Raw genomic sequence first — 19,899 nt, forward strand, 5'->3', positions numbered from 1 at the left:
CGACGATCGCGCTGCGCTTCAGCCGAAGCGCAGCGCGATCACTCCGCACACCACGACCACGGTGCCGATGGCGCGCTGCCAGCCGAAGGGCTCGCGCAGCAATAGCGTCCCTATGACGGCTGCGAACAGCACCGAGGTTTCGCGCAGCGCGGCGACCAGCGCCACCGGTGCACGCGACATGGCCCACAGCGCGATCGCATAGCTGCCGAGCGACGCCAGCGTGCCGACAGAAGCGAGCTTCCAGCGGCCCGCCATGTAGCGCAGTGCTGCACCGCGTTGCGCGGCGGGCCGCTGCCACATGACCAGCAGCAGGTACGGAATGCCGTCGAACAGGAACAGCGCTGCGACGTAGGCCAGCGCATTGCCGGACGCGCGCACGCCGATGCCGTCGACCACCGTGTAGAGCGCGATGATGGCGGCGTTGCAGAGCGCAAAGGTCAGCGCCTTACGTCGCTGCGACTCGTCGCCGACGTGCAGCGCCGACCTTGACAACCCGAGCGTGAGCACGCCGGCGCAAACGACAGCGATACCGATCCACGCTACCAGCGACAGCCGCTCGCCGATGAAGGTGAAGCTGCCGAGGGCGACCAGCAGAGGCGCGCTGCCACGCATCACGGGATAGGTGAGGCCGAGATCGCCATGCCGGTAAGCACCGGCCAGCGCGATGTAATAGCCGAGATGGATGGCCGTCGACGTGGCGATGTAAGGCCATGACGTCGCGCTCGGCAATCCGATGTAGAGCAGCAGCGGCAAAGCCAGGAAAAAGCCGAGACTGTGGATAAGCGCCGTGTCGAGCTGCTTGTCGCGACCCGACTTGATGAGCGCGTTCCAACTGGCGTGCAGCAGCGCGCCGAACAGCACGGCGAGCACGATCGGCGCGGTCAGTCCTGCAGCGAGCACCACCGGTGCGACGGTGTTCAATGAACCATGCAGCGGCGGGCGCGCGCGAGGTAGTGCGCCAGCGTTGGTGTGACCAGGTCGGCTGATTTGGCCTGGTCGTCCCACAGTCGCAATTGCACCGCCTCGGGCGCGTTCTCTTGCGCGATGAACTGCGCCGCCTGCTCGGCTGAAAAGACGCCGCCTTGCAACGTGAGGCTGCGCTTGGAGTCGGCCGACAGGCTGGCCCAATAGTCGGGTCGCGTCGCACACAGGTAGCGCTTTGCATCGACGTGCCACTTGATCGCGCACAGCACGCGCTCGCCGAACACGCCGCGAAGAAAGGGAAGGGCGAAGTACTGGTGCACATCGTCGACGCCGCGCAGGCTCGGCGTCTCGCCCTGGTCGTTGAGCAGGTGGCCGAGGTCGTGCAGCAAGGCAGCCGTCACCAGTTCGTCGTCGGCACCGGCCTGTTCTGCGAGGTAGGCGCTTTGAAGTGCATGTTCGAGCTGCGTGACCGGCTCGCCGCTGTATTGCGCGGCGCCGTGGCGAGCAAAGAGCGTGTCGATGTCTTGCAGTGTCAGTGCCATCGGTCAGGCCTCCACGGTGGCGTTCGATTTAACCGCATTGCCAGCGGTCAGGACCGCAGCCTTCAATGCGTCTGCCTGCTTGGCCTCGTAGTTGCGCAGGGTGCGTTCGCGGCTGTTCATCACATGCTGGTACATCGCCTGGCCGGCTGCCTCAGGCTCGCCCGCTGCGATGGTCTTAACGATCAAACGATGCTCCCGCGAGTAGACCGTCATCGATTCGTTGGTGAGGTTCTGGCGCCGGAACAGCGAGAGTTCGTTGACCAGCTTGCGGTACGTCGACGTGAGCTTCGTATTGCCGGCGAGTTCGAGCAAGCGGTCATGGAACTTCAGGTTGAAGCGGTGGTAGTCGTGCGCGTTGTCGGCCTTCACGGCCTGGTCCATGGCGTCGGTCAGCTGGCGCAACTCGCGGACTTCTGCGGTGCTGATCCCTTCCGCAAGTTTGCGTCCCACATGAAGATCCAAGACGGCGCGCAATTCGAAGATCTCCAGCGCTTCTTCGATCGGCACATCGCGCACGAACACGCCGCGGTTCTTTTCGGTGCGAACCAATCCAGCTTCCTCGAGCATGCGAAAAGCTTCGCGCACCGGGCCGCGCGATACGCCGAGTTGCTCTGCCAGCGTGGCTTCCGTCAGCTTGGAACCCGACGACAACTCGCCATCCAGAATCATGCGTTCGATCTCGACCTGCACCAGATTCGCGAGCGAATTGCCCTGAAGCTGTGCGATGGCGGGACTGCTGGATATCTTTTTAACCATGATCGATCGTAGGTCAGTCATTCGAGATTGTCTACAATTTACAAAAGACAATAAACTAAGTTTTCGATCGGGCCCCGATTTTGCTTTGCCTTCGTGTCACGAATATGTCGTGTCGGTCCGGCAGAGTCCATCTTCGATTTTCTTTAGATCCAGGAGCCCCTTAAATGAAGTTCGCAAAGTCCCTGATTGTTGGCCTGCTCGGTCTGGTGTGTGCCGCCGGCGCATGGGCGCAGAAAACCCAGCTGACCGTTTACACCGCGCTCGAAACCGACCAGCTGAAGGCCTACCAGGAAGCATTCAACAAGGTCGAGCCCAACATTGAAATCAAGTGGGTGCGCGATTCGACCGGCGTCATCACCGCCAAGCTGCTTGCCGAAAAAGCCAACCCGCAAGCCGACGCCATCTGGGGTGTGGCAGCCACCAGCCTGGCGCTGTTCAAGCGCGACGGCATGCTCGAGCCCTATGCGCCGTTGAACCTCGACGCGATCATGTCGCAGTACCGGGACAAGGCATCGCCACCGGCTTGGTGGGGCATGGACGTGTTCGGTGCAGTGGTCTGCTTCAACACCGTCGAGGCCAAGAAGAAGAACCTGCCGATCCCGACGACCTGGAAAGACCTGACCAACCCAATCTACAAGGGCCAGGTCGTGATGCCCAATCCCGCCTCTTCAGGCACCGGTTACCTCGACGTCGTGTCGTGGTTGCAGATGTGGGGTGACGACGGCGGCAAGGGCGGCGGCTGGAAGTTCATGGACGCGCTGCACGAGAACATCGGCCAATACACGCACTCGGGATCCAAGCCATGCACCATGGCTTCGGCCGGTGAATACGTGGCGGGCATCTCGTTTGAATACCGCGCACACATGAACAAGACCAAGGGTGCACCGATCGACCTGGTGTTCCCGAAGGAAGGCCTCGGTTGGGACCTCGAGGGCTTCGCGATCTACAAGGGCACCAAAAAGCTTGAAGCTTCGAAGAAGCTCGCCGACTGGGCTTCGTCGAAGGACGCGATGATCCTCTACGGCAAGAACTTCGCGATCACAGCGCAGCCGGGCGTGGCGCCCAAGCTGGCAAACATCCCTGCCGACTACGAGTCACGTTTGATCAAGCTCGACTTCGACAAGGCCGCTGCGGGCCGCGCTGCGACGCTGGCCGAATGGTCTAAACGCTACGACGCCAAGAGCGAGCCCAAACCCAAGTAACCCGAGTAACCCAAGTAACCCAAGTAACCCAAGTAACCCAAGTAAGCGAATTAAGCCAGCGAAGGTCATCGCAATGGTTGCAGTCAACGACTACCTTCAACTGAAGGGCATCCGCAAAAGCTTCGGCGCGTTCAACGCGTTGGACGGCATCGATCTGTCGATTAGACAGGGCGAGTTCGTCTGTTTCCTCGGGCCGTCGGGCTGCGGAAAGACCACGTTGCTGCGCATCATCGCGGGGCTCGAGACGCAAACGGCTGGCACCATCCTGCAGGCCGGCCGTGACATTTCTGTGCTGCCGCCAGCCGGGCGCGACTACGGAATCATGTTCCAGTCGTATGCGCTCTTTCCCAACCTGACGGTGGCTCAGAACGTCGGCTACGGGCTGGTCAACCGCAAGCAGAGCAGGTCGCAGATCGCGCAGCGGGTCGAAGAGCTGCTCAAGCTGGTCGGCTTGCCGGGCAGCGGCGGAAAGTACCCGGCACAGATGTCGGGAGGGCAGCAGCAGCGCATCGCGCTGGCACGTGCGCTCGCGACGTCGCCAGGGCTGCTGCTACTCGACGAGCCGCTCTCTGCGCTCGACGCCATCGTGCGGGTGCATCTGCGCAACGAAATCCGGTCGCTGCAACGCGAGTTGGGCGTGACGACCGTGATGGTCACGCACGACCAGGAAGAAGCGCTGTCGGTGGCCGACCGCATCGTGGTGATGAACCACGGTGTGATCGAGCAGGTCGGCACACCGCTGGAGGTGTACCGCGAACCGGCATCTCCATTCGTTGCTGATTTCGTCGGCAAGGTGAATCGGCTGACCGCAGTGGCGGAGGGCGATCACTGGTTTCGCTGTGGCGACATGCGCCTGAAGACGGCGGCCGGTCATGGCGCGGACTTCAGGCCCGGCCGCGACGTCGCGCTCTACCTTCGTCCGGAAGACCGGGTGGTCGGCAACGTGCTCGACGACGATCCGATGCGATGCGAGGGCACTGTGCGGCACATTGAATTCCTGGGCGGCAATTGCCTGGCCGAAGTCGACGTGCTCGGCATCCCCGGGCAGCCGTTGCTGCTGCAGTATTCGCTCAACCAGATGGACGAGTTCGGCGTGCGCGAAGGTGCCAGCGTGCGCTTTTCGCTGCGGGCCGATCGGCTGCGGGTGTTTCCTCTTTCCCCCATGCATTCCGTGGCTCCCGTGTCTGCCATGGCAGCTGCTGCCTGACGCGACCGCGATAGCGCGAGAACTCGATGTCAGCATTCCCCGCACTGTCAGCCGCGTCGATCGTATTGGTCGCGCCTCCGCTGAAGCAACGTGTCTATTGGGTCGATCGAATTTCGCATTTGGCGCTGCTGTTCACAGTCGCGTTGCTCGCCATCGGATTTGTGGCGCCGCTGCTGTTTATTCTTTCTAAGGCGCTGGAGACACCCGATGGCGCTGCGTCGGGCGTGAGCGCGTTCGGCAGCTACATCGCGTCGCCTGCGCTGATGCAGAGCCTCTGGCACAGCACCTGGGTGTCGGTGCTGGTGATGATCATCGTGGTGCCGCTGGCATTCACCTTCGCCTATGCGCTCACGCGAAGTTGCATGCCGTTGAAGCCGCTCTTTCGCACCACCACGCTGCTGCCGCTGCTGGCGCCGTCGCTGCTGTCGGCCATCTCGCTGATCTACTGGTTCGGCAATCAAGGTGTTGCCAAGGACTTCTGGCTCGCGCTCGGGTTCACTGGCATCTACGGACCGTCGGGCATCGTGTTGGCGGAGTGCTTCTCGGTGTTCCCGCACGTGTTGATGATCCTGGTCACGGCGCTCACGCTGGCCGATGCGCGGCTGTACGAAGCGGCCGATGCGCTGGGCACGAGCACGGTGCGGAAGTTCTTCACCATCACGCTGCCGGGTGCCAAGTACGGGCTGATCTCTTCGGGGTTGGTGAGCTTCACCCTGGTCATGACAGACTTTGGCATCCCGAAGGTGGTCGGCGGCAATTTCAATGTGTTGGCGACCGACGTCTTCAAGCTTGTCATCGGTCAGCAGGACTTTCGGCGTGGCGCGGTCGTCGCGCTGTTCTTGCTGACGCCGGCGGCGCTCACTTTCGCCATCGATTACTTCGTGCAGCGAAAGCAAGTGTCGGTCTTGTCGGCGCGCGCGGTGGCGCTGGTGCCGCGGCCATCGCGCCGCTTCGACCTGGCGATGGCGATCTACTGCAGCGTGATCGTCGCGCTCATGCTTGCCATGTTCTTCATGGCCGTGTTCGCATCGTTCGCGACGCTCTGGCCGTACAACCTGACACCCAGCTTTTCGCACTACGTGTCAGGTTTGGTCGATGCCGAACTGGGCGACGCGATGCTCAACAGCCTCAAGCTGGCGGCATGCACGGCGGTGATCGGCACCATCGTCGTCTTTATCGGCGCCTACCTGCTGGAGAAGACGCGCGGGCTCGACTGGGCGCGGCCCGTGATCCGGTTGATGGCAATGCTGCCGATGGCGGTACCGGGCCTGGTGCTCGGCTTGGGCTACATCTTCTTCTTCAACGCACCTGCCAATCCGTTGAACTTCATGTACCAGTCGCTGGGCATTCTGGTGCTCTGCACGATCGTCCATTTCTACACGACGGGCCATCTGACGATGGTCACCGCGTTGAAGTCGATCGACCCGGAATTCGAGTCGGTCTCGGCTTCGCTCAAGGTGCCGTTCTACAAGACCTTCTGGCGTGTCACGCTGCCGATCTGCCTGCCGACCTTACTGGATGTGTCGCGCTACTTTTTCATCAACGCGATGACGACGATCTCGGCCGTGGTGTTTCTGTACTCACCCGACACCAAGGTGGCGGCCGTCGCGATATTGAACCTTGACGAAGCCGGCGACACCGGCCCGGCCGCGGCGATGGCGGTGCTCATCGCCGCGACCTCGCTGGTCGTCACCTTGCTGTACATGGCGCTCGGCAAGTGGATCGACCACCGCACGCAAGCCTGGCGGGCGCCGAACCGTTGATACGGTCCACTGCGATGTCTACGCCCATGCAAACTCTGGCCCTGTTCGATCTCGACAACACCTTGCTCACCGGCGACAGCGAGGTACTGTGGGCTGACTTTTTGGTGAGCCGCGGCCTGCTCGGCGACTGCTTCGCGCAGCGCAACGCGGACATGGACCGGCGTTATCACGCAGGCGAAGCAGCGCCGGGCGAGTTCTGTGAATTTTTCGCTTCCACCTTCGAGGGCCGCAGTCCGGCCGAGTGGTCGCCGACGCGCGCTGCGTTCATGAACGAAGTGATTAGTCCGCGCATTCCGGACGCGGCACGCGAACTCGTCCAGCAACATCGCGATCGTGGCGATCTGCTGGTGCTGACCAGCGCGACGAGTCGCTTTCTTGTCGAACTGACTGCGGGCGAACTTGGCTTCGAGCATGTGATCGCGACCGAGCTCGAAGTGCTTGCCAATGGCCGTTTTGCTGGCCGCACGCGCGATGTGCTCAATATGCGCGAGGGCAAGGTCATGCGCTTGCGCAACTGGCTGGCAGCGCGTGACGACACGACCGATGGCCTCGACGCGCAACTCGCGCGTGCTTTTTTCTACAGCGATTCGATCAACGACCTGCCGCTGTTGCTGGTGGTCGGCCAGCCTGTCGTGGTCGATCCCGATGCTCGCCTCGCGGTCGAAGCGCAGCAGCGGCACTGGCCGGTGCTGCGGTTGGCGCGTGGGCTTCCTTCTTCTTCATCATGACCTCTTCCGAAACGAAATTCGATCTCATCGTGGTGGGTGCCGGCATCGTCGGCCTGGCTCACGCGTACACGGCGGCCAAGCGCGGGTTGAAAGTCTGTGTGCTCGAACGCGACGCCGCGTGCGTCGGTGCATCGATCCGCAACTTCGGCTTCATCACAGTCACCGGCCAGGGCGAAGGCGACACCTGGCGCCGTGCCCGCCGCGCGCGGGAAGTGTGGGGCGAGGTCGCCCCGCAAGCGGGCATCGCCGTTTTGCATCGCGGCCTGTACCTGAGCGCTTTTCGCCCCCAGGCGTTGAAGGTGCTCGAGGAGTTCATGGCCACACCAATGGGAGACGGTTGCGAGCTGCTCGACATCAGCGAGGCCATGCGGCGCGCGCCGGTCATGCAACTCGAGGGCGCCCAAGCGGTGCTCTACAGCCCTCACGAGATGCGGGTCGAATCGCGCACCGCTATCGGTCTGCTTGCCAAGTGGCTGGCCGCATCGTTGGGCGTGGTGTTTCGCTTCGGCGAAGCGGTACTCGAAGTCGCCACGCCGCGAGTGCGCACCTCGCTCGCCGCCCTGCATGCGGAGCGCGTGGTCGTCTGCACCAACACCGACTTGCACGGCCTCTTCGCGGAACGACTTGCGCAGCACAAGCTCACGCTGTGCCAGTTGCACATGCTGCGCGTTCAGCCCGAGCCCGGCTTCCGTTTGCCCGGCTCTGTGATGTCCGATCTGAGCCTGGTGCGCTATCACGGCTATAGCAAGCTGCCGGCTGCGGCACTGCTGCTCGAACAGATGCGCCGCGAAGAGGGCGAGTCGCTCGACAACGGAATTCACCTGATCGTGGTGCAGAGCGCCGACGGCTCGCTGGTCGTCGGCGATTCGCATCACTACGGCGCCGCGCCGGAACCCTTTGCCGATCAGCGCGTGGACGATCTCATCCTCGGTCACATGCACAAGGCCTTGAAGTTGCAGCAGGCCAAGGTGACCAAGCGCTGGGTTGGCACCTATCCTTCATCCGCCACAACCGACTGTCTGATCGACCAACCCGACGACGCTACGCGGCTGGTGCTGGTCACCAGCGGCACCGGTGCCAGCACCGCTTTCGGCATTGCCGAGGATGTCTTCGCCGGTTGGTAGATTTCTCGAGACAAACTTCCATGACCACTTCTTCCGCCGCATTGCCTCGCCACCTCAGCGCCGTCGTTTTTGACTGGGCCGGCACCATCCTCGACTTCGGTTCCTGCGCGCCAATGGGCGCCTTCGTGCGTCTGTTCGAAAAGTTCGGCATCGTGATTACCGTCGACGAAGCGCGCGGGCCGATGGGCGTGGCCAAGTGGGACCACATCAAGGCGCTCGGTACATTGCCGCGCATCGCCGCGCAGTGGCAAAAGCGTTTCAGCCGGCCGCTCACCGATGCCGACGTCGACCACCTGTATGAAGTCTTCACGCCGATGAATGCGGCCGTCGTGGCCGACTTCGCAGACTTCATTCCGGGCGCGGTCGAGATGGTGAACACGCTGCGCGCGCGCGGGCTCAAGATCGGTTCGACCACCGGATACAACCGGCCGATCATGGAAGTCGTGACGCCCATCGCTGCCGCTGGCGGCTACGTGCCGGACAACCTGGTCTGCGCCGGGGATCTGGCAGCCGGGCGGCCCTCGCCGTTGATGATGTACCGCACCTTTGCCGACATCGGCGTGTGGCCACCGTCGAGCGTGGTCAAGGTCGACGACACGGGCGTCGGGATCGAAGAGGGCATCCATGCCGGCACCTGGACAGTGGGGCTGGCTGTGAGCGGCAACGCGGTCGGCCTGTCGCTGGCTGAATGGCAGGCACTCGACGCTGCCAGCCAGGATGCGCTCAGGCAGATCGCCACCGCCAAGCTGAAGGCATCAGGCGCCCACTACGTGATCGACAGCGTGGCCGATTTGCTGCCGGTGATCGACGATATCGAAGCGAAGCTCAGGCAAGGCATCGAGCCCTGATCGAGCGGCGCCGATTTCAGGTCGGGCCTTCTTCCCGCACCCGCAAAAATCGTGCGAAGCGCGGCAGTCCGCTGGCGTTTGCACCGTTGAATCGGTAGGTCACCCAGGTGCCCACTGCCGGCGGGTTGTCGCGCTGCGCATCGGTGAAGCCGCCGCCAAGCTTGAAGCGTCGCCCTCCGGGTGTCTCGACCAGCAAGGCGCCGAGTCGACCGGTGTGTCGGCCCTTTCCCGGAAGTTGCTCGACCACGCGCGCCTCGGCATCGTCATAGAGTTTGAACTTGAGCAAGTCGCCATTGCGCTCGCCGCGATAGAGCGACGCGCCGCGATGCAGCATCAGCCCCTCGCCGCCCAGCTTGACGGTCTTGTCGAGCAGGGCCTGCAAGTCGGCATGCGTGGTCGTGTGCTCTTGAGCCACCGGCATCACCCAGGGTGCGCTGGTGATCGGCAGCAGCTTTTTCAGCGCGGCCAGCCGGAGGTCGAAAGTGCCGGGTTGGGCTGGCAAGTCGAACACCATGAAGCGCATCTCGCGCCAGGCAGCGTCGTTGGGCGTCTGGCTGCGCACGGTCGAGAGCGCACGCTCGAACTGGCCATGTCCGGCCCACAACTCACCGTCGAGCGGCGTGCGAGGCAGTGGCGCAGTGAACCAGATGGGCGCTGTCACGCGCTCTCCGCCGCGCGTCCACAACTGCTTGCCATCCCAGTAGCCTCGAACGCCGTCGTACTTCTCGCTGACCCAGAAGCCGTCGAGCGACATGCCGCGGCGGTACACCTCGGCCAGCATCAGCGGTGGTGCCGGCTCGCGCGCGTAGGCTGCAGGAGCCAGCGATGTGACACTCGTGGCCGTGGTGATCGCAGCAGCGAAAGCCGCGGATAGAAAAATGCGCCGTTTCATATGGCCCTCCCAGGCACTCTCTCCGCGACGGGACCGGTCAGGATGCCGGTTCGTCGATTCCGCCGACGACCTGGCTGAAGCCACCGTCGACATAGGTGATTTCGGCCGTCACGCCGCTTGCCAGATCGCTCAACAAGAACGCAGCGACGTTGCCGACGTCTTCGATGGTCACGTTGCGACGCAATGGCGAAACCTCGGCGACGGCCGACAGGATCTTGCCGAAGCCCTTGATGCCGCTGGCCGCCAGCGTCTTGATTGGTCCGGCACTGATGCCGTTGACGCGCATGCCTTTGGGCCCGAGCGAGCCGGCGAGATAACGCACCGAGGCTTCGAGCGACGCCTTGGCAAGACCCATCGTGTTGTAGTTGGGCAGCGCGCGAATCGCGCCGAGGTAGGTCAGTGTCAGCAGCGCCGACTTGTCGTTGAGATAGGGCAGTGCCGCCTTGGCCATGCCCGGAAAACTGTAGGCGCTGATGTCGTGTGCGATGCGGAAGCCTTCGCGCGTGATGCCTTCCAGGAAGTCGCCCGAGATCGCTTCGCGCGGCGCGAAGCCTATGCTGTGCACGAAGCCGTCGAACTTGGGCCAGCTTTGAGAAAGGTCGGCGAACAGTTTGTCGATTTGCGCGTCGTCACTCACGTCGCAATCGAAGATCAGCGTGGAGCCGAACTCTTTCGCGAAGTCGGCGGTACGGTCCTTGAAGCGCTCGCCGACGTAGCTGAATGCCAGTTCTGCGCCTTGCTGGTGGCACGCTCTGGCGATGCCGTAGGCGATGGAGCGGTTGCTCAGCACGCCTGTGATCAACAGTTTCTTGCCCGAAAGAAAGCCCATAAATTTGCCTCACATAAATCTTGTGCAGAATTCTCGCATGCGATGTTGGTTGCTTTGTCTGTGGATGCTCGTGGCAGCCCCCTCGTGGGCAGCCCATGCCTACGCACAATTCGGCGATATCAAATACCCCGAAGGCTTCACGCATTTCGGTTACGTCAACCCCGACGCACCCAAAGGCGGGGAATTGCGCATGGTGCCGCCGATCGCGGTCACCAATTTCGACAAGTTCAACCCGTTCACGCTCAAGGGCACCGCGCCGGCAGGACTGGGGTTGTTGGTGTTCGAGAGCTTGCTCATTGGCAATTCAGAAGAAGCCACGACCGCATACGGCCTGCTCGCCGAAGATGTCACGGTGGCGCCCGACATGCTGTCCGCTACTTTCAAACTGCGGTCGACGGCGCGCTTCAACGATGGTTCGCCAGTGCTGGCCGCCGACGTGGTCCATTCGTTCGAGACGCTGACCGGCAAGCTGGCCGCTCCCCAGTTTCGAACGATCTACGCGGAGGTGAAGCGTGCGGTGGCTGTCGACGAGCGCACCGTGCGATTCGAGTTTGCCAACCCCAATCGCGAATTGCCGCTGGTGGTAGGCGGCATGGCGGTGTTCAGCCGTGCGTGGGGTGGCGGCAAGCCGTTCGATCAGATCACCAGCGATGTGCCGATTGCGTCCGGCCCGTACAAGCCAGCCAGCGCGCGGCTGGGACGCGATATCACCTACTTGCGTGACCCGAACTACTGGGGCGCGCAGTTGCCCGTGCGCAAGGGGCAGTTCAACTTCGACCGACTGACATTCAAGCTCTACCTCGACGAGACGGCGCGCTTCGAAGGCCTCAAAGCCGGTGAGTTCGACTTCATGCGCGAGTTCATTTCGCGCAATTGGGCGCGGCAATACAGCGGCAAGCAGTTCGATTCGGGCGATGTCAAAAAGCAGGTCTTCGAGAACCGCAATCCTGGCGACTTTCAGGGGTACGTGTTCAACCTGCGCAACCCGAAGTTTCAGGACGTGCGCGTGCGACAAGCGATTGGCTTGGCGATGGACTTCGAATGGCTCAACCGGCAGCTTTTCTACGGCCTCTACAAACGCGTGGACGGCTATTTCCCAAACAGCGAATTTCATGCGTCGGGATCGCCGACGTCGGACGAGCTGGCATTGCTCGAACCCTTGCGCAAGGAGCTGCGGCCCGTTGTGTTCGGGCCCGCTGTCGTGTCGCCGACGACCCTGCCGCCGGCGAGCTTGCGCGACAACTTGCGGCAGGCGCAACAGCTGCTGGCACAAGCTGGCTGGACATATCGCGACGGCGCGCTGCGCAATGCGAAGAACGAGGTCTTCGACATCGAGCTGCTCAACAACCAGGCATCGTTGATTCGGCTCATCACGCCGCTGCAAACGTCGCTGAGCAAGCTGGGCATCGACCTGCGGGTGCGCACTGTCGATGGCTCGCTGTACCAGCAGCGCATGGACAACTTCGAGTTCGAGATGACCACGGTGCGACTGCCTGGCAGCAATGCGCCGGGCGGCGAGATGTTCGAGCTGTTCGGCTCGAAGGCTGCCGCAAACCCCGGCTCGTCGAACATCTGGGGGATCAGCGATCCAGCAGTCGATGCGCTGTTGCAGAAGGTGGTGCAGGCCACGACGCGTCCTGAGCTGACCGCCGCGATGCGCTCGCTCGACCGTGTGCTGTCGCATGGTTACTACTCCATCCCGCAGTGGTACAGCGACGCGTTCCTGGTCGGCTATCGGCCGGCCGGCTTTGTGCTGCCGCCGACCCTGCCGCCGTTCTATCAGCCAGATTCGTGGGCTATGGCGACCTGGTGGGCGTCGTCTTTCAACAAGTAGATCAACGCCAATGGCCAGCTATATCCTCAAACGCTTGTTGCTGATGGTGCCGACGCTGCTCGGCGTACTCATCCTGACGTTCGTGGTGACCCAGTTCGTGCCCGGCGGGCCGGTAGAGCAAATGGTCTCGCAGCTGCAAGGCCGCGACTCGGGCGGTGAGCGTGCAGCGTCGAGCGGTGCAGGTTATCGCGGGCGGCAGGGACTCGATGCCAAGCGCATCGAAGAAATCAAGCAGCTTTACGGCTTCGACAAGCCGCCGATTGAGCGCTTCTGGGGCATGCTGAAATCTTTCGCGCGTTTCGATCTCGGGCAGAGCTTCTATCAACGCAAGGACGTCTGGCAACTGGTGAAAGAAAAGCTGCCGGTGTCGATCAGCCTCGGGTTGTGGACCTTCTTCATCAGCTACCTCATCGCGGTGCCGCTGGGCGTCGCCAAAGCGGTACGCGCCGGTTCTCGCTTCGACTTCGTGACCACGCTGGTCGTGCTTGTCGGCTATGCGATTCCCGGCTTCGTGCTCGGGGTGGCGCTGCTGGTGATCTTCGGCGGGCAGTTGCAGTGGTTTCCGCTGCGCGGGCTCACCTCGTCTAACTGGGACAGCATGACCTGGGGCGCACGCATCGTCGACTATCTGTGGCACATCACCTTGCCCATCACCGCGATGGTGCTCGGCAGTTTTGCGGTGACCGCCATGCTCACCAAGAACTCGTTCCTCGAAGAGATCCGTAAGCAATACGTGCTGACCGCGCGCGCCAAAGGTCTGTCGGAGCGGCAGGTGCTGTGGAAGCATGTGTTTCGCAATGCGCTGATCCCGATCATCACGGGCTTTCCGGCGGCTTTCATCGGTGCGTTCTTTACCGGATCGTTGCTCATCGAAACGCTGTTCTCTCTGGACGGGCTGGGTTTGCTGAGCTATGAGAGCGTGATCCGTCGTGATTACCCGGTGGTCCTCGGCACGCTTTACCTCTTCACCCTGATCGGCCTGGTGACCAAACTCATCAGCGATCTTTGCTACGTGTGGGTCGACCCGAGAGTGAAGTTTGACTGAGCCCATGAACACGATCGTGGCGCCTGCGCGCTCAGCCCCGTCGCTGTCACCGGCGCGGCGCGCGTGGCGGCGTTTTCGACGCAACCCGCTCGGGTTTTGGAGTCTCGTGCTTTTCAGCATCCTCGTCGTACTGAGCCTGTTCGCCGAATTGCTGTCGACCGACAAGCCGCTGGTGGTTCGATACGAAGGCCAAACGTACTTTCCGGTGATGCGCGACTATGCCGAAAAGACCTTCGGCGGCGACTTCGAAACGCCTGCCGACTACCTCGACCCCTTCATCCGCGAGCGCATCACGCGAGGACCGAACTGGGCGCTCTATGCGCCCAACCCGTACGGGCCAAAGACGCTTAACTATTTCGCGAAGTTTCCCAATCCTTCGGCGCCGTCGCGTGACAACCTTTTCGGCACCGACGACCGTGGGCGCGACCTGCTCGCGCAACTGATCTACGGCTTCAGGGTGAGCGTGTTGTTCGCGTTGGCGCTCACGTTCATCGGCACTTTGCTGGGGGTGATCACCGGCGCCATCCAGGGCTTCTTCGGCGGCAAGACCGACCTTGCGTTTCAACGCTTCATCGAAATCTGGGGCTCGATGCCGGAGCTCTACCTGCTCATCATCTTCAGTGCGATCTTCGCGCCCAGCATCGCATTGCTTTTGATTCTGCTGAGCCTGTTCGGCTGGATGGGCTTGTCCGATTACGTCCGTGCCGAGTTCCTGCGAAATCGCCAGATGGACTACGTGCGCGCCGCACGCGCACTGGGGGTCGGCAACATGCAGATCATGTGGCGCCACATCCTGCCCAACAGCATGACGCCGGTGGTCACGTTCTTGCCGTTTCGCATGAGTGCCGCGATCCTGGCGTTGACCTCGCTGGATTTTCTGGGGCTCGGTGTACCGCCAGGCACGCCATCGCTGGGCGAATTGCTGAGCCAGGGCAAGGCCAACATCGACGCCTGGTGGATCTCGCTGTCGACCTTTGCCGTGCTGGTCGTCACGCTCATGTTGCTCACTTTCATGGGCGATGCGCTGCGCGACGCGCTCGACCCGCGCAAGGCCGAAAAATGAAGTTCGAACCGCTGCTCGAGGTGAAGAATCTGCGGGTCGCATTCGGCGACAAGGAAGTCGTGCACGGTGTCGACTTCAGCATCGGTGCGGGCGAAAAGCTTGCGCTCGTCGGGGAGTCGGGTTCGGGCAAAACGGTGACTGCGTTGTCGCTGTTGCGCCTCGTGCAAAACGCCACGGTGAGTGGCGTCGCCAGGCTTCAGGGTGGCGACAAAGATTCAGGTTTTCGCGATCTGCTGTCGCTCCCTGAGCAGCGACTGCGCGGCATCCGCGGCAAGGAGATCGCGATGATTTTCCAGGAGCCGATGACAGCGCTCAACGCGCTCTACAGCGTCGGCGACCAGATCGCGGAGGTGCTCGAACTGCACGAAGGCCTGTCGGCGCGTGCTGCCCAGGCTGCAGCGGTCCAGCTACTGGCCGACACCGGCATCGCCGAGCCGGCACGGCGGGCGCAGGCGTTACCACATCAGTTGTCGGGCGGGCAGCGCCAGCGCGCCATGATCGCCATGGCCCTGGCCTGCAAGCCGCGGGTGCTGCTGGCCGACGAGCCGACTACCGCGCTCGATGTCACGGTGCGGGCGCAGATTCTCGAACTGCTGGCCGACCTGCAGCGCCGCTACGGCATGGCGGTGCTGTTGATCACGCACGACCTGAATCTGGTCCGCAAGTTCGCCGATCGCGTGGCCGTGATGGAAAACGGCGACATCGTGGAGCAGGGCGATGTTGCGGCGGTGTTCGACGCACCGCGCCATGCCTACACGCGCAAGCTGATCGACAGTCATCCGGTGCGCAACGTGAGCCCGGTGCCGAGCACGAACGATGCGGCGCCTGTGCTTCAGGCCGAAGCGCTGCGAGTGGTCTACCCGGTGCCGCGCCCCGGCATCGCCGGATGGTTCAGCAAGGGATCGTTCGTAGCCGTCGAAGGCGCGGATTTCCGCATCGTGCCGGGCGAAACGCTGGGTGTGGTCGGCGAGTCGGGCTCGGGCAAGTCGACGTTGGCGCTGGCCGCGCTGGGCTTGCTGCCGCACGGTGGCACGCTTGCAGTGACGGGGCAACGCTGGGCCGCCGGCAAGGGCGCTGATCGGGCATTGCGCCGCGTCATGCAGGTCGTCTTTCAAGATCCGTTCTCGTCGCTCTCACCGCGGATGACAGTCGAGCAGATCGTCGGCGAGGGGCTGCTTGTGCACGAGCCGGCGCTCGGCTCGTCCGCGCGGCGGGATCGCGTGCTGACGGCGCTGGCCGATGTCGGCTTGACGGAGGTTCAATTCCCCGCGCTGCTCGACCGTTATCCGCATGAGTTTTCGGGTGGCCAGCGGCAGCGACTGGCCATTGCGCGTGCCCTGATCGTCGACCCGCAGTTGCTGGTGCTCGACGAACCTACAAGTGCGCTCGACGTCACGGTGCAAAAACAGGTGCTCGGTCTCCTGCAAAAGCTGCAGCGCGAGCGCGGGCTGAGTTACCTGCTCATCACGCACGACGTCGAAGTGATTCGGGCCATGGCGCATCAGGTGATCGTCATGAAGGACGGTGCCATCCTGGAGCGCGGCAGTGTCGATGAAGTGCTCGACTCACCACACCATCCCTACACGCAAACACTGGTCCGGGCTGCATTGGCCACCTGAAATGAAGAATGACAAGTTTTGAATCGGATCGACGCGGAGCCTGGCGTGCGGCGCTGGCTTGCATGGTCACGCTCGCGGTCGCCATGGGCCTGGGGCGCTTCGCTTTCACACCGATGCTGCCGATCATGTTGCATGAGGGCAAGCTCGACCTGCAGGCGGGCGGTTTGCTGGCGTCGCTCAACTACCTGGGTTACTTCGTTGGTGCGGTGACCTGCGCGTCGCTCCGGGTCAAGGCCACAACGATGGTGCGCAGCGGCCTGATTGCGACCGCGGCGTTGCTGATCGGAATGGGATTGCTGCACGGCTTCAGCATCTGGGGCGTGCTGCGGACGGCCGCTGGCGTGATGAGTGCTTGGGTGTTTGTCTTTGCGTCCGGCTGGGGCGCACGCCGGCTCGCAGAAACCAATTCGCCGATGCTGGGCGGCGTGATCTTTACCGGGCCAGGCGTTGGCATCGCGACGACCGGCCTGCTTGGCGGCGTGGTGGGGCGGTGGGGCTCCGATGCGGCGTGGATCGGTTTCGGCATCGTGGCGCTGGCGCTGATCGCGGTGATCTGGCGCGTGTTCGACGATGGCGCGAAGGCCGTGCCAGCGTCGGTGGGCATGTCGGCGGCGCCTCGTTCTGCTGCAGCGACTCAGGCGGCGCGCGGGGACGCCGGCTGGTTGATCGCGCTGTACGGTATCGCCGGCTTTGGGTACATCATCACAGCGACGTTTTTGCCTGTCATCGCGCGGCAGGCATTGCCTGGGTCTCCGTGGCCAGACCTTTTCTGGCCTTTGTTCGGGCTGGCGGTGATCGTCGGCGCGCTGATCGGCGCCCGAGCGCCAACGCATTGGGACAACCGGCTGCTCATGGCCATTGCCTATGCGCTGCAGGCGGCAGGTGTCGTGCTGTCGGTGGTTTGGCCCACCATCGTCGGCTTCGCGCTTGGCAGCTTGCTGCTCGGCTTGCCGTTTACGGTCATCACGCTGTTTGCCGTGCGCGAGGCGCGGCGGCTCCGCGGCAATTCAGCGGCAGGGCTGATCGGCTATGCGACGGCGTCTTATGGCGTCGGCCAAATTCTGGGGCCGCTTTTTGCTGCGCCGCTGGCGCAGCGCACCGGTTCTTTCGGGGTGCCCTTGCTGGTCGCGGCGGCAGCCTTGGCGCTCGGCAGCGTCATGTTTGCGTGGGTATGGTCGAAATCGCGTGCCTCAAGCCACGTGGCAGCCGTCTAAGGCCTGGGAAAGCCTTTATTTGTCACCTGAATGGCATATAATTCGAGGCTCACGACCAAACGGGCGGGTACCAACCGCCCGTTTTTTTTGGTCTGTGCATTTCCGGCATTCCGGCTTTCCAGATAGGGCAACTTCGAACACGTGGCATTGCAGCAGACAGTGGAACAAACCGTGGTCGCGACCGTAAAAGGGTTGGGCTACGACCTCGTCGAGATCGAAAGATCGGCCGGGGGGTTGCTGCGCGTGACGATTGATTTGCCATGGAAGGCCCCCAATTCGGAAGCTGTGGCTGCCGGGTTGCCCGATCCTGCCGTCACGGTGGAAGATTGCGAGAAGGTCACGCGGCAATTGCAGTTCGCGTTGGAAGTGGACGGTGCTGAATACAAGCGGCTCGAGGTTTCCTCGCCGGGTATTGACCGGCCGCTGCGCAATGAGCAGGATTTCGAGCGTTTCGCAGGCGAGGTGATCGACCTCACGCTGAAGGCCCCCATGGGAGCGGCTGCGGCGGGCCAGGTGTCGCCCACCCGCAAGAAGTTTCGCGGCACGCTGGAGCGTGTCGAAGGTGCGGCTGGCGCCGACGGAAGCGATTCCGTCAGAGGCTGGCAGATCGTCTGGAGCGAAGAGCCGAAGACCAAGCCTGGACAAAAAGTGAGCAAGAAGCGTGAGCCGGCCCCGTTGCAGGCGCTCGGCTTCAGGTTGGACGAGCTGCGTGACGCGCGGCTCGCGCCGATTGTGGATTTCAAGGGTCGCAAGACGAAAACCGCCAAAGCCGCCACAGGCAATGGACAGGATTGATCGAGGAGCAGTGGCATGAATCGCGAAATGTTGATGTTGGTGGATGCGATCTCGCGCGAGAAGAACGTCGAACGTGACGTCGTTTTCGGCGCGGTCGAGTCTGCGCTGGCCCAGGCCACCAAGAAGCTCCACCAGGGCGACGTGGACATCCGCGTGGTCGTGGACCGCGACAGCGGTGACTACGAGACTTTCCGCCGTTGGCATGTCGTTCCGGATGAAGCCGGCCTGCAGCTGCCCGACCAGGAAATCCTCCTGTTCGAAGCCAAGGAAGAGATGCCCGACATCGAGGTCGACGAGTACATCGAAGAAACGGTGGACTCGGTACCCATCGGCCGCATTGGCGCGATGGCGGCCAAACAGGTCATCCTGCAAAAGATCCGCGACGCCGAGCGGGAGATGCTGCTCAACGATTTCATGTCGCGCGGCGATAAGATTTTCGTCGGCACCGTCAAGCGCCTGGACAAGGGCGACATCATCGTTGAGGCCGGTCGCGTCGAAGGGCGCCTGCGCCGCAGCGAAATGATCGCCAAGGAAAACCTGCGCAATGGCGACCGCGTCCGCGCCATGATCATGGAAGTCGACCTGACGCTGCGCGGCGCGCCGATCATCCTGTCGCGCTCGGCGCCGGAATTCATGATCGAGCTGTTCCGCCAGGAAGTGCCAGAAATCGAACAGGGCCTGCTCGAAATAAAGAGCTGCGCTCGCGATCCGGGCTCGCGTGCCAAGATCGCCGTGCTGTCGCACGACAAGCGTGTCGACCCGATCGGCACCTGCGTCGGCGTGCGCGGTACACGTGTCAATGCCGTTACCAACGAGCTGGCCGGCGAGCGCGTCGACATCGTGCTGTGGTCCGAAGATCCAGCGCAGTTCGTCATCGGTGCTTTGGCTCCCGCCAATGTGTCGTCGATCGTCGTCGATGAAGAAAAGCACGCCATGGACGTGGTGGTCGACGAGGAAAACCTCGCCATCGCCATCGGCCGCGGTGGGCAGAACGTGCGCCTTGCGTCCGACCTGACCGGCTGGAAGATCAACATCATGGACGCCAACGAGTCTGCGCAAAAGCAGGCCGTCGAAACCGATGCCAGCCGCAAGCTCTTTATGGAAAAGCTCGATGTCGACGAGGAAATGGCCGATATCCTGATCTCCGAGGGCTTCAACAGCCTCGAAGAAGTGGCTTACGTGCCGATCTCAGAACTGCTTGAAATCGAGAGCTTCGACGAAGACACGATCAATGAGCTGCGCACGCGTGCAAAAGATGCGCTGCTCACAATGGAAATCGCCAAGGAAGAGGGCGTCGAGACCGTCTCGCAAAATCTGCGCGACCTCGAAGGCCTGGACCCTGAGTTGATTCCAAAACTGGCCGAGGCGGGTGTACACACCCGTGACGACCTGGCCGACCTTGCGGTCGATGAACTTACCGAGATCACCGGCCACAGCGCCGCTGACGCCACGACCCTCATCTTGAAAGCCCGCGAACATTGGTTCGCTGGCCAAGAGTGACGGTCATGAAGGCA

18 protein-coding genes are annotated in these 19,899 nt (G+C 62.8%); 13 read left to right on the top strand and 5 right to left on the bottom strand.

Translation table 11 applies throughout. The features are described 5' to 3' along the window. Positions 1-18: 18 nt before the first annotated feature. The 3 genes from RCH10_RS19040 to RCH10_RS19050 are packed head-to-tail and all read right to left on the bottom strand — an operon-like array spanning position 19 to position 2,222. Positions 19-921, bottom strand: a complete 903-nt coding sequence (locus tag RCH10_RS19040; RefSeq protein ID WP_409053609.1) for an EamA family transporter — start codon at positions 919-921, stop codon at positions 19-21. Further along, the gene (locus tag RCH10_RS19045) at positions 918-1,466 is read right to left on the bottom strand and encodes a phosphonate degradation HD-domain oxygenase (protein ID WP_409053610.1); all 549 of its coding nucleotides are present in this window, start codon (positions 1,464-1,466) and stop codon (positions 918-920) included. Before RCH10_RS19045 ends, RCH10_RS19040 begins: the two co-directional genes overlap by 4 nt. A gap of 3 nt (positions 1,467-1,469) precedes the next feature. After that, positions 1,470-2,222: a phosphonate utilization associated transcriptional regulator gene (locus RCH10_RS19050; protein WP_409053611.1), complete on the bottom strand. Its 753-nt coding sequence runs from the start codon at positions 2,220-2,222 to the stop codon at positions 1,470-1,472. Between the two features lie 164 nt (positions 2,223-2,386). On the opposite strand from RCH10_RS19050, the gene RCH10_RS19055 reads away from it, so the two are divergent. The 6 genes from RCH10_RS19055 (at position 2,387) to phnX (ending at position 9,094) form a co-directional block, all read left to right on the top strand. After that, the gene (locus RCH10_RS19055; RefSeq protein ID WP_409053612.1) at positions 2,387-3,424 is read left to right on the top strand and encodes a putative 2-aminoethylphosphonate ABC transporter substrate-binding protein; all 1,038 of its coding nucleotides are present in this window, start codon (positions 2,387-2,389) and stop codon (positions 3,422-3,424) included. A gap of 73 nt (positions 3,425-3,497) precedes the next feature. After that, positions 3,498-4,631, top strand: a complete 1,134-nt coding sequence (locus tag RCH10_RS19060; protein WP_323495188.1) for a putative 2-aminoethylphosphonate ABC transporter ATP-binding protein — start codon at positions 3,498-3,500, stop codon at positions 4,629-4,631. Between the two features lie 26 nt (positions 4,632-4,657). Next, positions 4,658-6,394: a putative 2-aminoethylphosphonate ABC transporter permease subunit gene (locus RCH10_RS19065; protein ID WP_409053613.1), complete on the top strand. Its 1,737-nt coding sequence runs from the start codon at positions 4,658-4,660 to the stop codon at positions 6,392-6,394. Between the two features lie 26 nt (positions 6,395-6,420). After that, the gene (locus RCH10_RS19070; protein WP_323495190.1) at positions 6,421-7,122 is read left to right on the top strand and encodes an HAD family hydrolase; all 702 of its coding nucleotides are present in this window, start codon (positions 6,421-6,423) and stop codon (positions 7,120-7,122) included. Continuing rightward, the gene (locus RCH10_RS19075; RefSeq protein WP_409053614.1) at positions 7,119-8,246 is read left to right on the top strand and encodes a TIGR03364 family FAD-dependent oxidoreductase; all 1,128 of its coding nucleotides are present in this window, start codon (positions 7,119-7,121) and stop codon (positions 8,244-8,246) included. The genes RCH10_RS19070 and RCH10_RS19075 overlap by 4 nt, the downstream gene beginning before the upstream one ends. A 20-nt stretch (positions 8,247-8,266) precedes the next feature. Then, complete coding sequence (gene phnX / locus RCH10_RS19080) at positions 8,267-9,094, top strand: phosphonoacetaldehyde hydrolase (protein ID WP_409053615.1); 828 nt, start codon at positions 8,267-8,269, stop codon at positions 9,092-9,094. Positions 9,095-9,110: 16 nt separating this feature from the next. Here the strand turns inward: phnX and RCH10_RS19085 are convergent, their stop codons facing one another. Both RCH10_RS19085 and fabI read right to left on the bottom strand, forming a co-directional pair. Further along, a complete protein-coding gene (locus RCH10_RS19085) occupies positions 9,111-9,986 on the bottom strand; it encodes a DNA ligase (protein WP_323501349.1) in 876 nt (291 codons plus the stop codon). A 37-nt stretch (positions 9,987-10,023) separates the two neighbouring features. Next, complete coding sequence (gene fabI / locus RCH10_RS19090) at positions 10,024-10,815, bottom strand: enoyl-ACP reductase FabI (RefSeq protein ID WP_323495194.1); 792 nt, start codon at positions 10,813-10,815, stop codon at positions 10,024-10,026. A 37-nt stretch (positions 10,816-10,852) separates the two neighbouring features. On the opposite strand from fabI, the gene RCH10_RS19095 reads away from it, so the two are divergent. The 7 genes from RCH10_RS19095 to nusA all read left to right on the top strand — a co-directional run bounded on the left by RCH10_RS19095 (position 10,853) and on the right by nusA (position 19,885). Continuing rightward, a complete protein-coding gene (locus tag RCH10_RS19095) occupies positions 10,853-12,649 on the top strand; it encodes an extracellular solute-binding protein (RefSeq protein WP_409053616.1) in 1,797 nt (598 codons plus the stop codon). A gap of 10 nt (positions 12,650-12,659) precedes the next feature. Next, positions 12,660-13,694, top strand: coding sequence for a microcin C ABC transporter permease YejB (locus RCH10_RS19100; RefSeq protein WP_187052087.1), 1,035 nt, complete (start codon positions 12,660-12,662; stop codon positions 13,692-13,694). 4 nt (positions 13,695-13,698) lie between these two features. Continuing rightward, positions 13,699-14,757, top strand: coding sequence for an ABC transporter permease (locus RCH10_RS19105; RefSeq protein ID WP_323495197.1), 1,059 nt, complete (start codon positions 13,699-13,701; stop codon positions 14,755-14,757). Continuing rightward, positions 14,754-16,376 (top strand): ABC transporter ATP-binding protein, encoded by a 1,623-nt coding sequence (locus tag RCH10_RS19110; protein ID WP_409053617.1) that lies wholly within the window; start codon positions 14,754-14,756, stop codon positions 16,374-16,376. Before RCH10_RS19105 ends, RCH10_RS19110 begins: the two co-directional genes overlap by 4 nt. 8 nt (positions 16,377-16,384) lie before the next feature. Continuing rightward, entirely contained in the window at positions 16,385-17,590 is a 1,206-nt protein-coding gene (locus RCH10_RS19115; RefSeq protein WP_409053618.1) for a YbfB/YjiJ family MFS transporter, read from the top strand. Positions 17,591-17,731: 141 nt separating this feature from the next. After that, the gene (gene rimP, locus RCH10_RS19120) at positions 17,732-18,385 is read left to right on the top strand and encodes a ribosome maturation factor RimP (RefSeq protein ID WP_323501345.1); all 654 of its coding nucleotides are present in this window, start codon (positions 17,732-17,734) and stop codon (positions 18,383-18,385) included. Between the two features lie 15 nt (positions 18,386-18,400). Then, a complete protein-coding gene (nusA, locus tag RCH10_RS19125; RefSeq protein WP_187052082.1) occupies positions 18,401-19,885 on the top strand; it encodes a transcription termination factor NusA in 1,485 nt (494 codons plus the stop codon). Positions 19,886-19,899 lie beyond the last annotated feature (14 nt).

This window comes from Variovorax sp. GrIS 2.14, from assembly GCF_046115955.1.
Lineage (GTDB): Bacteria > Pseudomonadota > Gammaproteobacteria > Burkholderiales > Burkholderiaceae_C > Variovorax.

Coding starts and splice junctions, on each gene's coding strand:
- RCH10_RS19065 (WP_409053613.1), top strand. CDS start 4,658: ATGTCAGCATTCCCCGCACTGTCAGCCGCGTCGATCGTATTGGTCGCG.
- RCH10_RS19115 (WP_409053618.1), top strand. CDS start 16,385: ATGACAAGTTTTGAATCGGATCGACGCGGAGCCTGGCGTGCGGCGCTG.
- RCH10_RS19050 (WP_409053611.1), bottom strand. CDS start 2,222: ATGGTTAAAAAGATATCCAGCAGTCCCGCCATCGCACAGCTTCAGGGC.
- RCH10_RS19075 (WP_409053614.1), top strand. CDS start 7,119: ATGACCTCTTCCGAAACGAAATTCGATCTCATCGTGGTGGGTGCCGGC.
- RCH10_RS19070 (WP_323495190.1), top strand. CDS start 6,421: ATGCAAACTCTGGCCCTGTTCGATCTCGACAACACCTTGCTCACCGGC.
- RCH10_RS19105 (WP_323495197.1), top strand. CDS start 13,699: ATGAACACGATCGTGGCGCCTGCGCGCTCAGCCCCGTCGCTGTCACCG.
- nusA (WP_187052082.1), top strand. CDS start 18,401: ATGAATCGCGAAATGTTGATGTTGGTGGATGCGATCTCGCGCGAGAAG.
- RCH10_RS19110 (WP_409053617.1), top strand. CDS start 14,754: ATGAAGTTCGAACCGCTGCTCGAGGTGAAGAATCTGCGGGTCGCATTC.
- RCH10_RS19085 (WP_323501349.1), bottom strand. CDS start 9,986: ATGAAACGGCGCATTTTTCTATCCGCGGCTTTCGCTGCTGCGATCACC.
- phnX (WP_409053615.1), top strand. CDS start 8,267: ATGACCACTTCTTCCGCCGCATTGCCTCGCCACCTCAGCGCCGTCGTT.
- RCH10_RS19045 (WP_409053610.1), bottom strand. CDS start 1,466: ATGGCACTGACACTGCAAGACATCGACACGCTCTTTGCTCGCCACGGC.
- RCH10_RS19060 (WP_323495188.1), top strand. CDS start 3,498: ATGGTTGCAGTCAACGACTACCTTCAACTGAAGGGCATCCGCAAAAGC.
- RCH10_RS19095 (WP_409053616.1), top strand. CDS start 10,853: ATGCGATGTTGGTTGCTTTGTCTGTGGATGCTCGTGGCAGCCCCCTCG.
- RCH10_RS19100 (WP_187052087.1), top strand. CDS start 12,660: ATGGCCAGCTATATCCTCAAACGCTTGTTGCTGATGGTGCCGACGCTG.
- fabI (WP_323495194.1), bottom strand. CDS start 10,815: ATGGGCTTTCTTTCGGGCAAGAAACTGTTGATCACAGGCGTGCTGAGC.
- RCH10_RS19055 (WP_409053612.1), top strand. CDS start 2,387: ATGAAGTTCGCAAAGTCCCTGATTGTTGGCCTGCTCGGTCTGGTGTGT.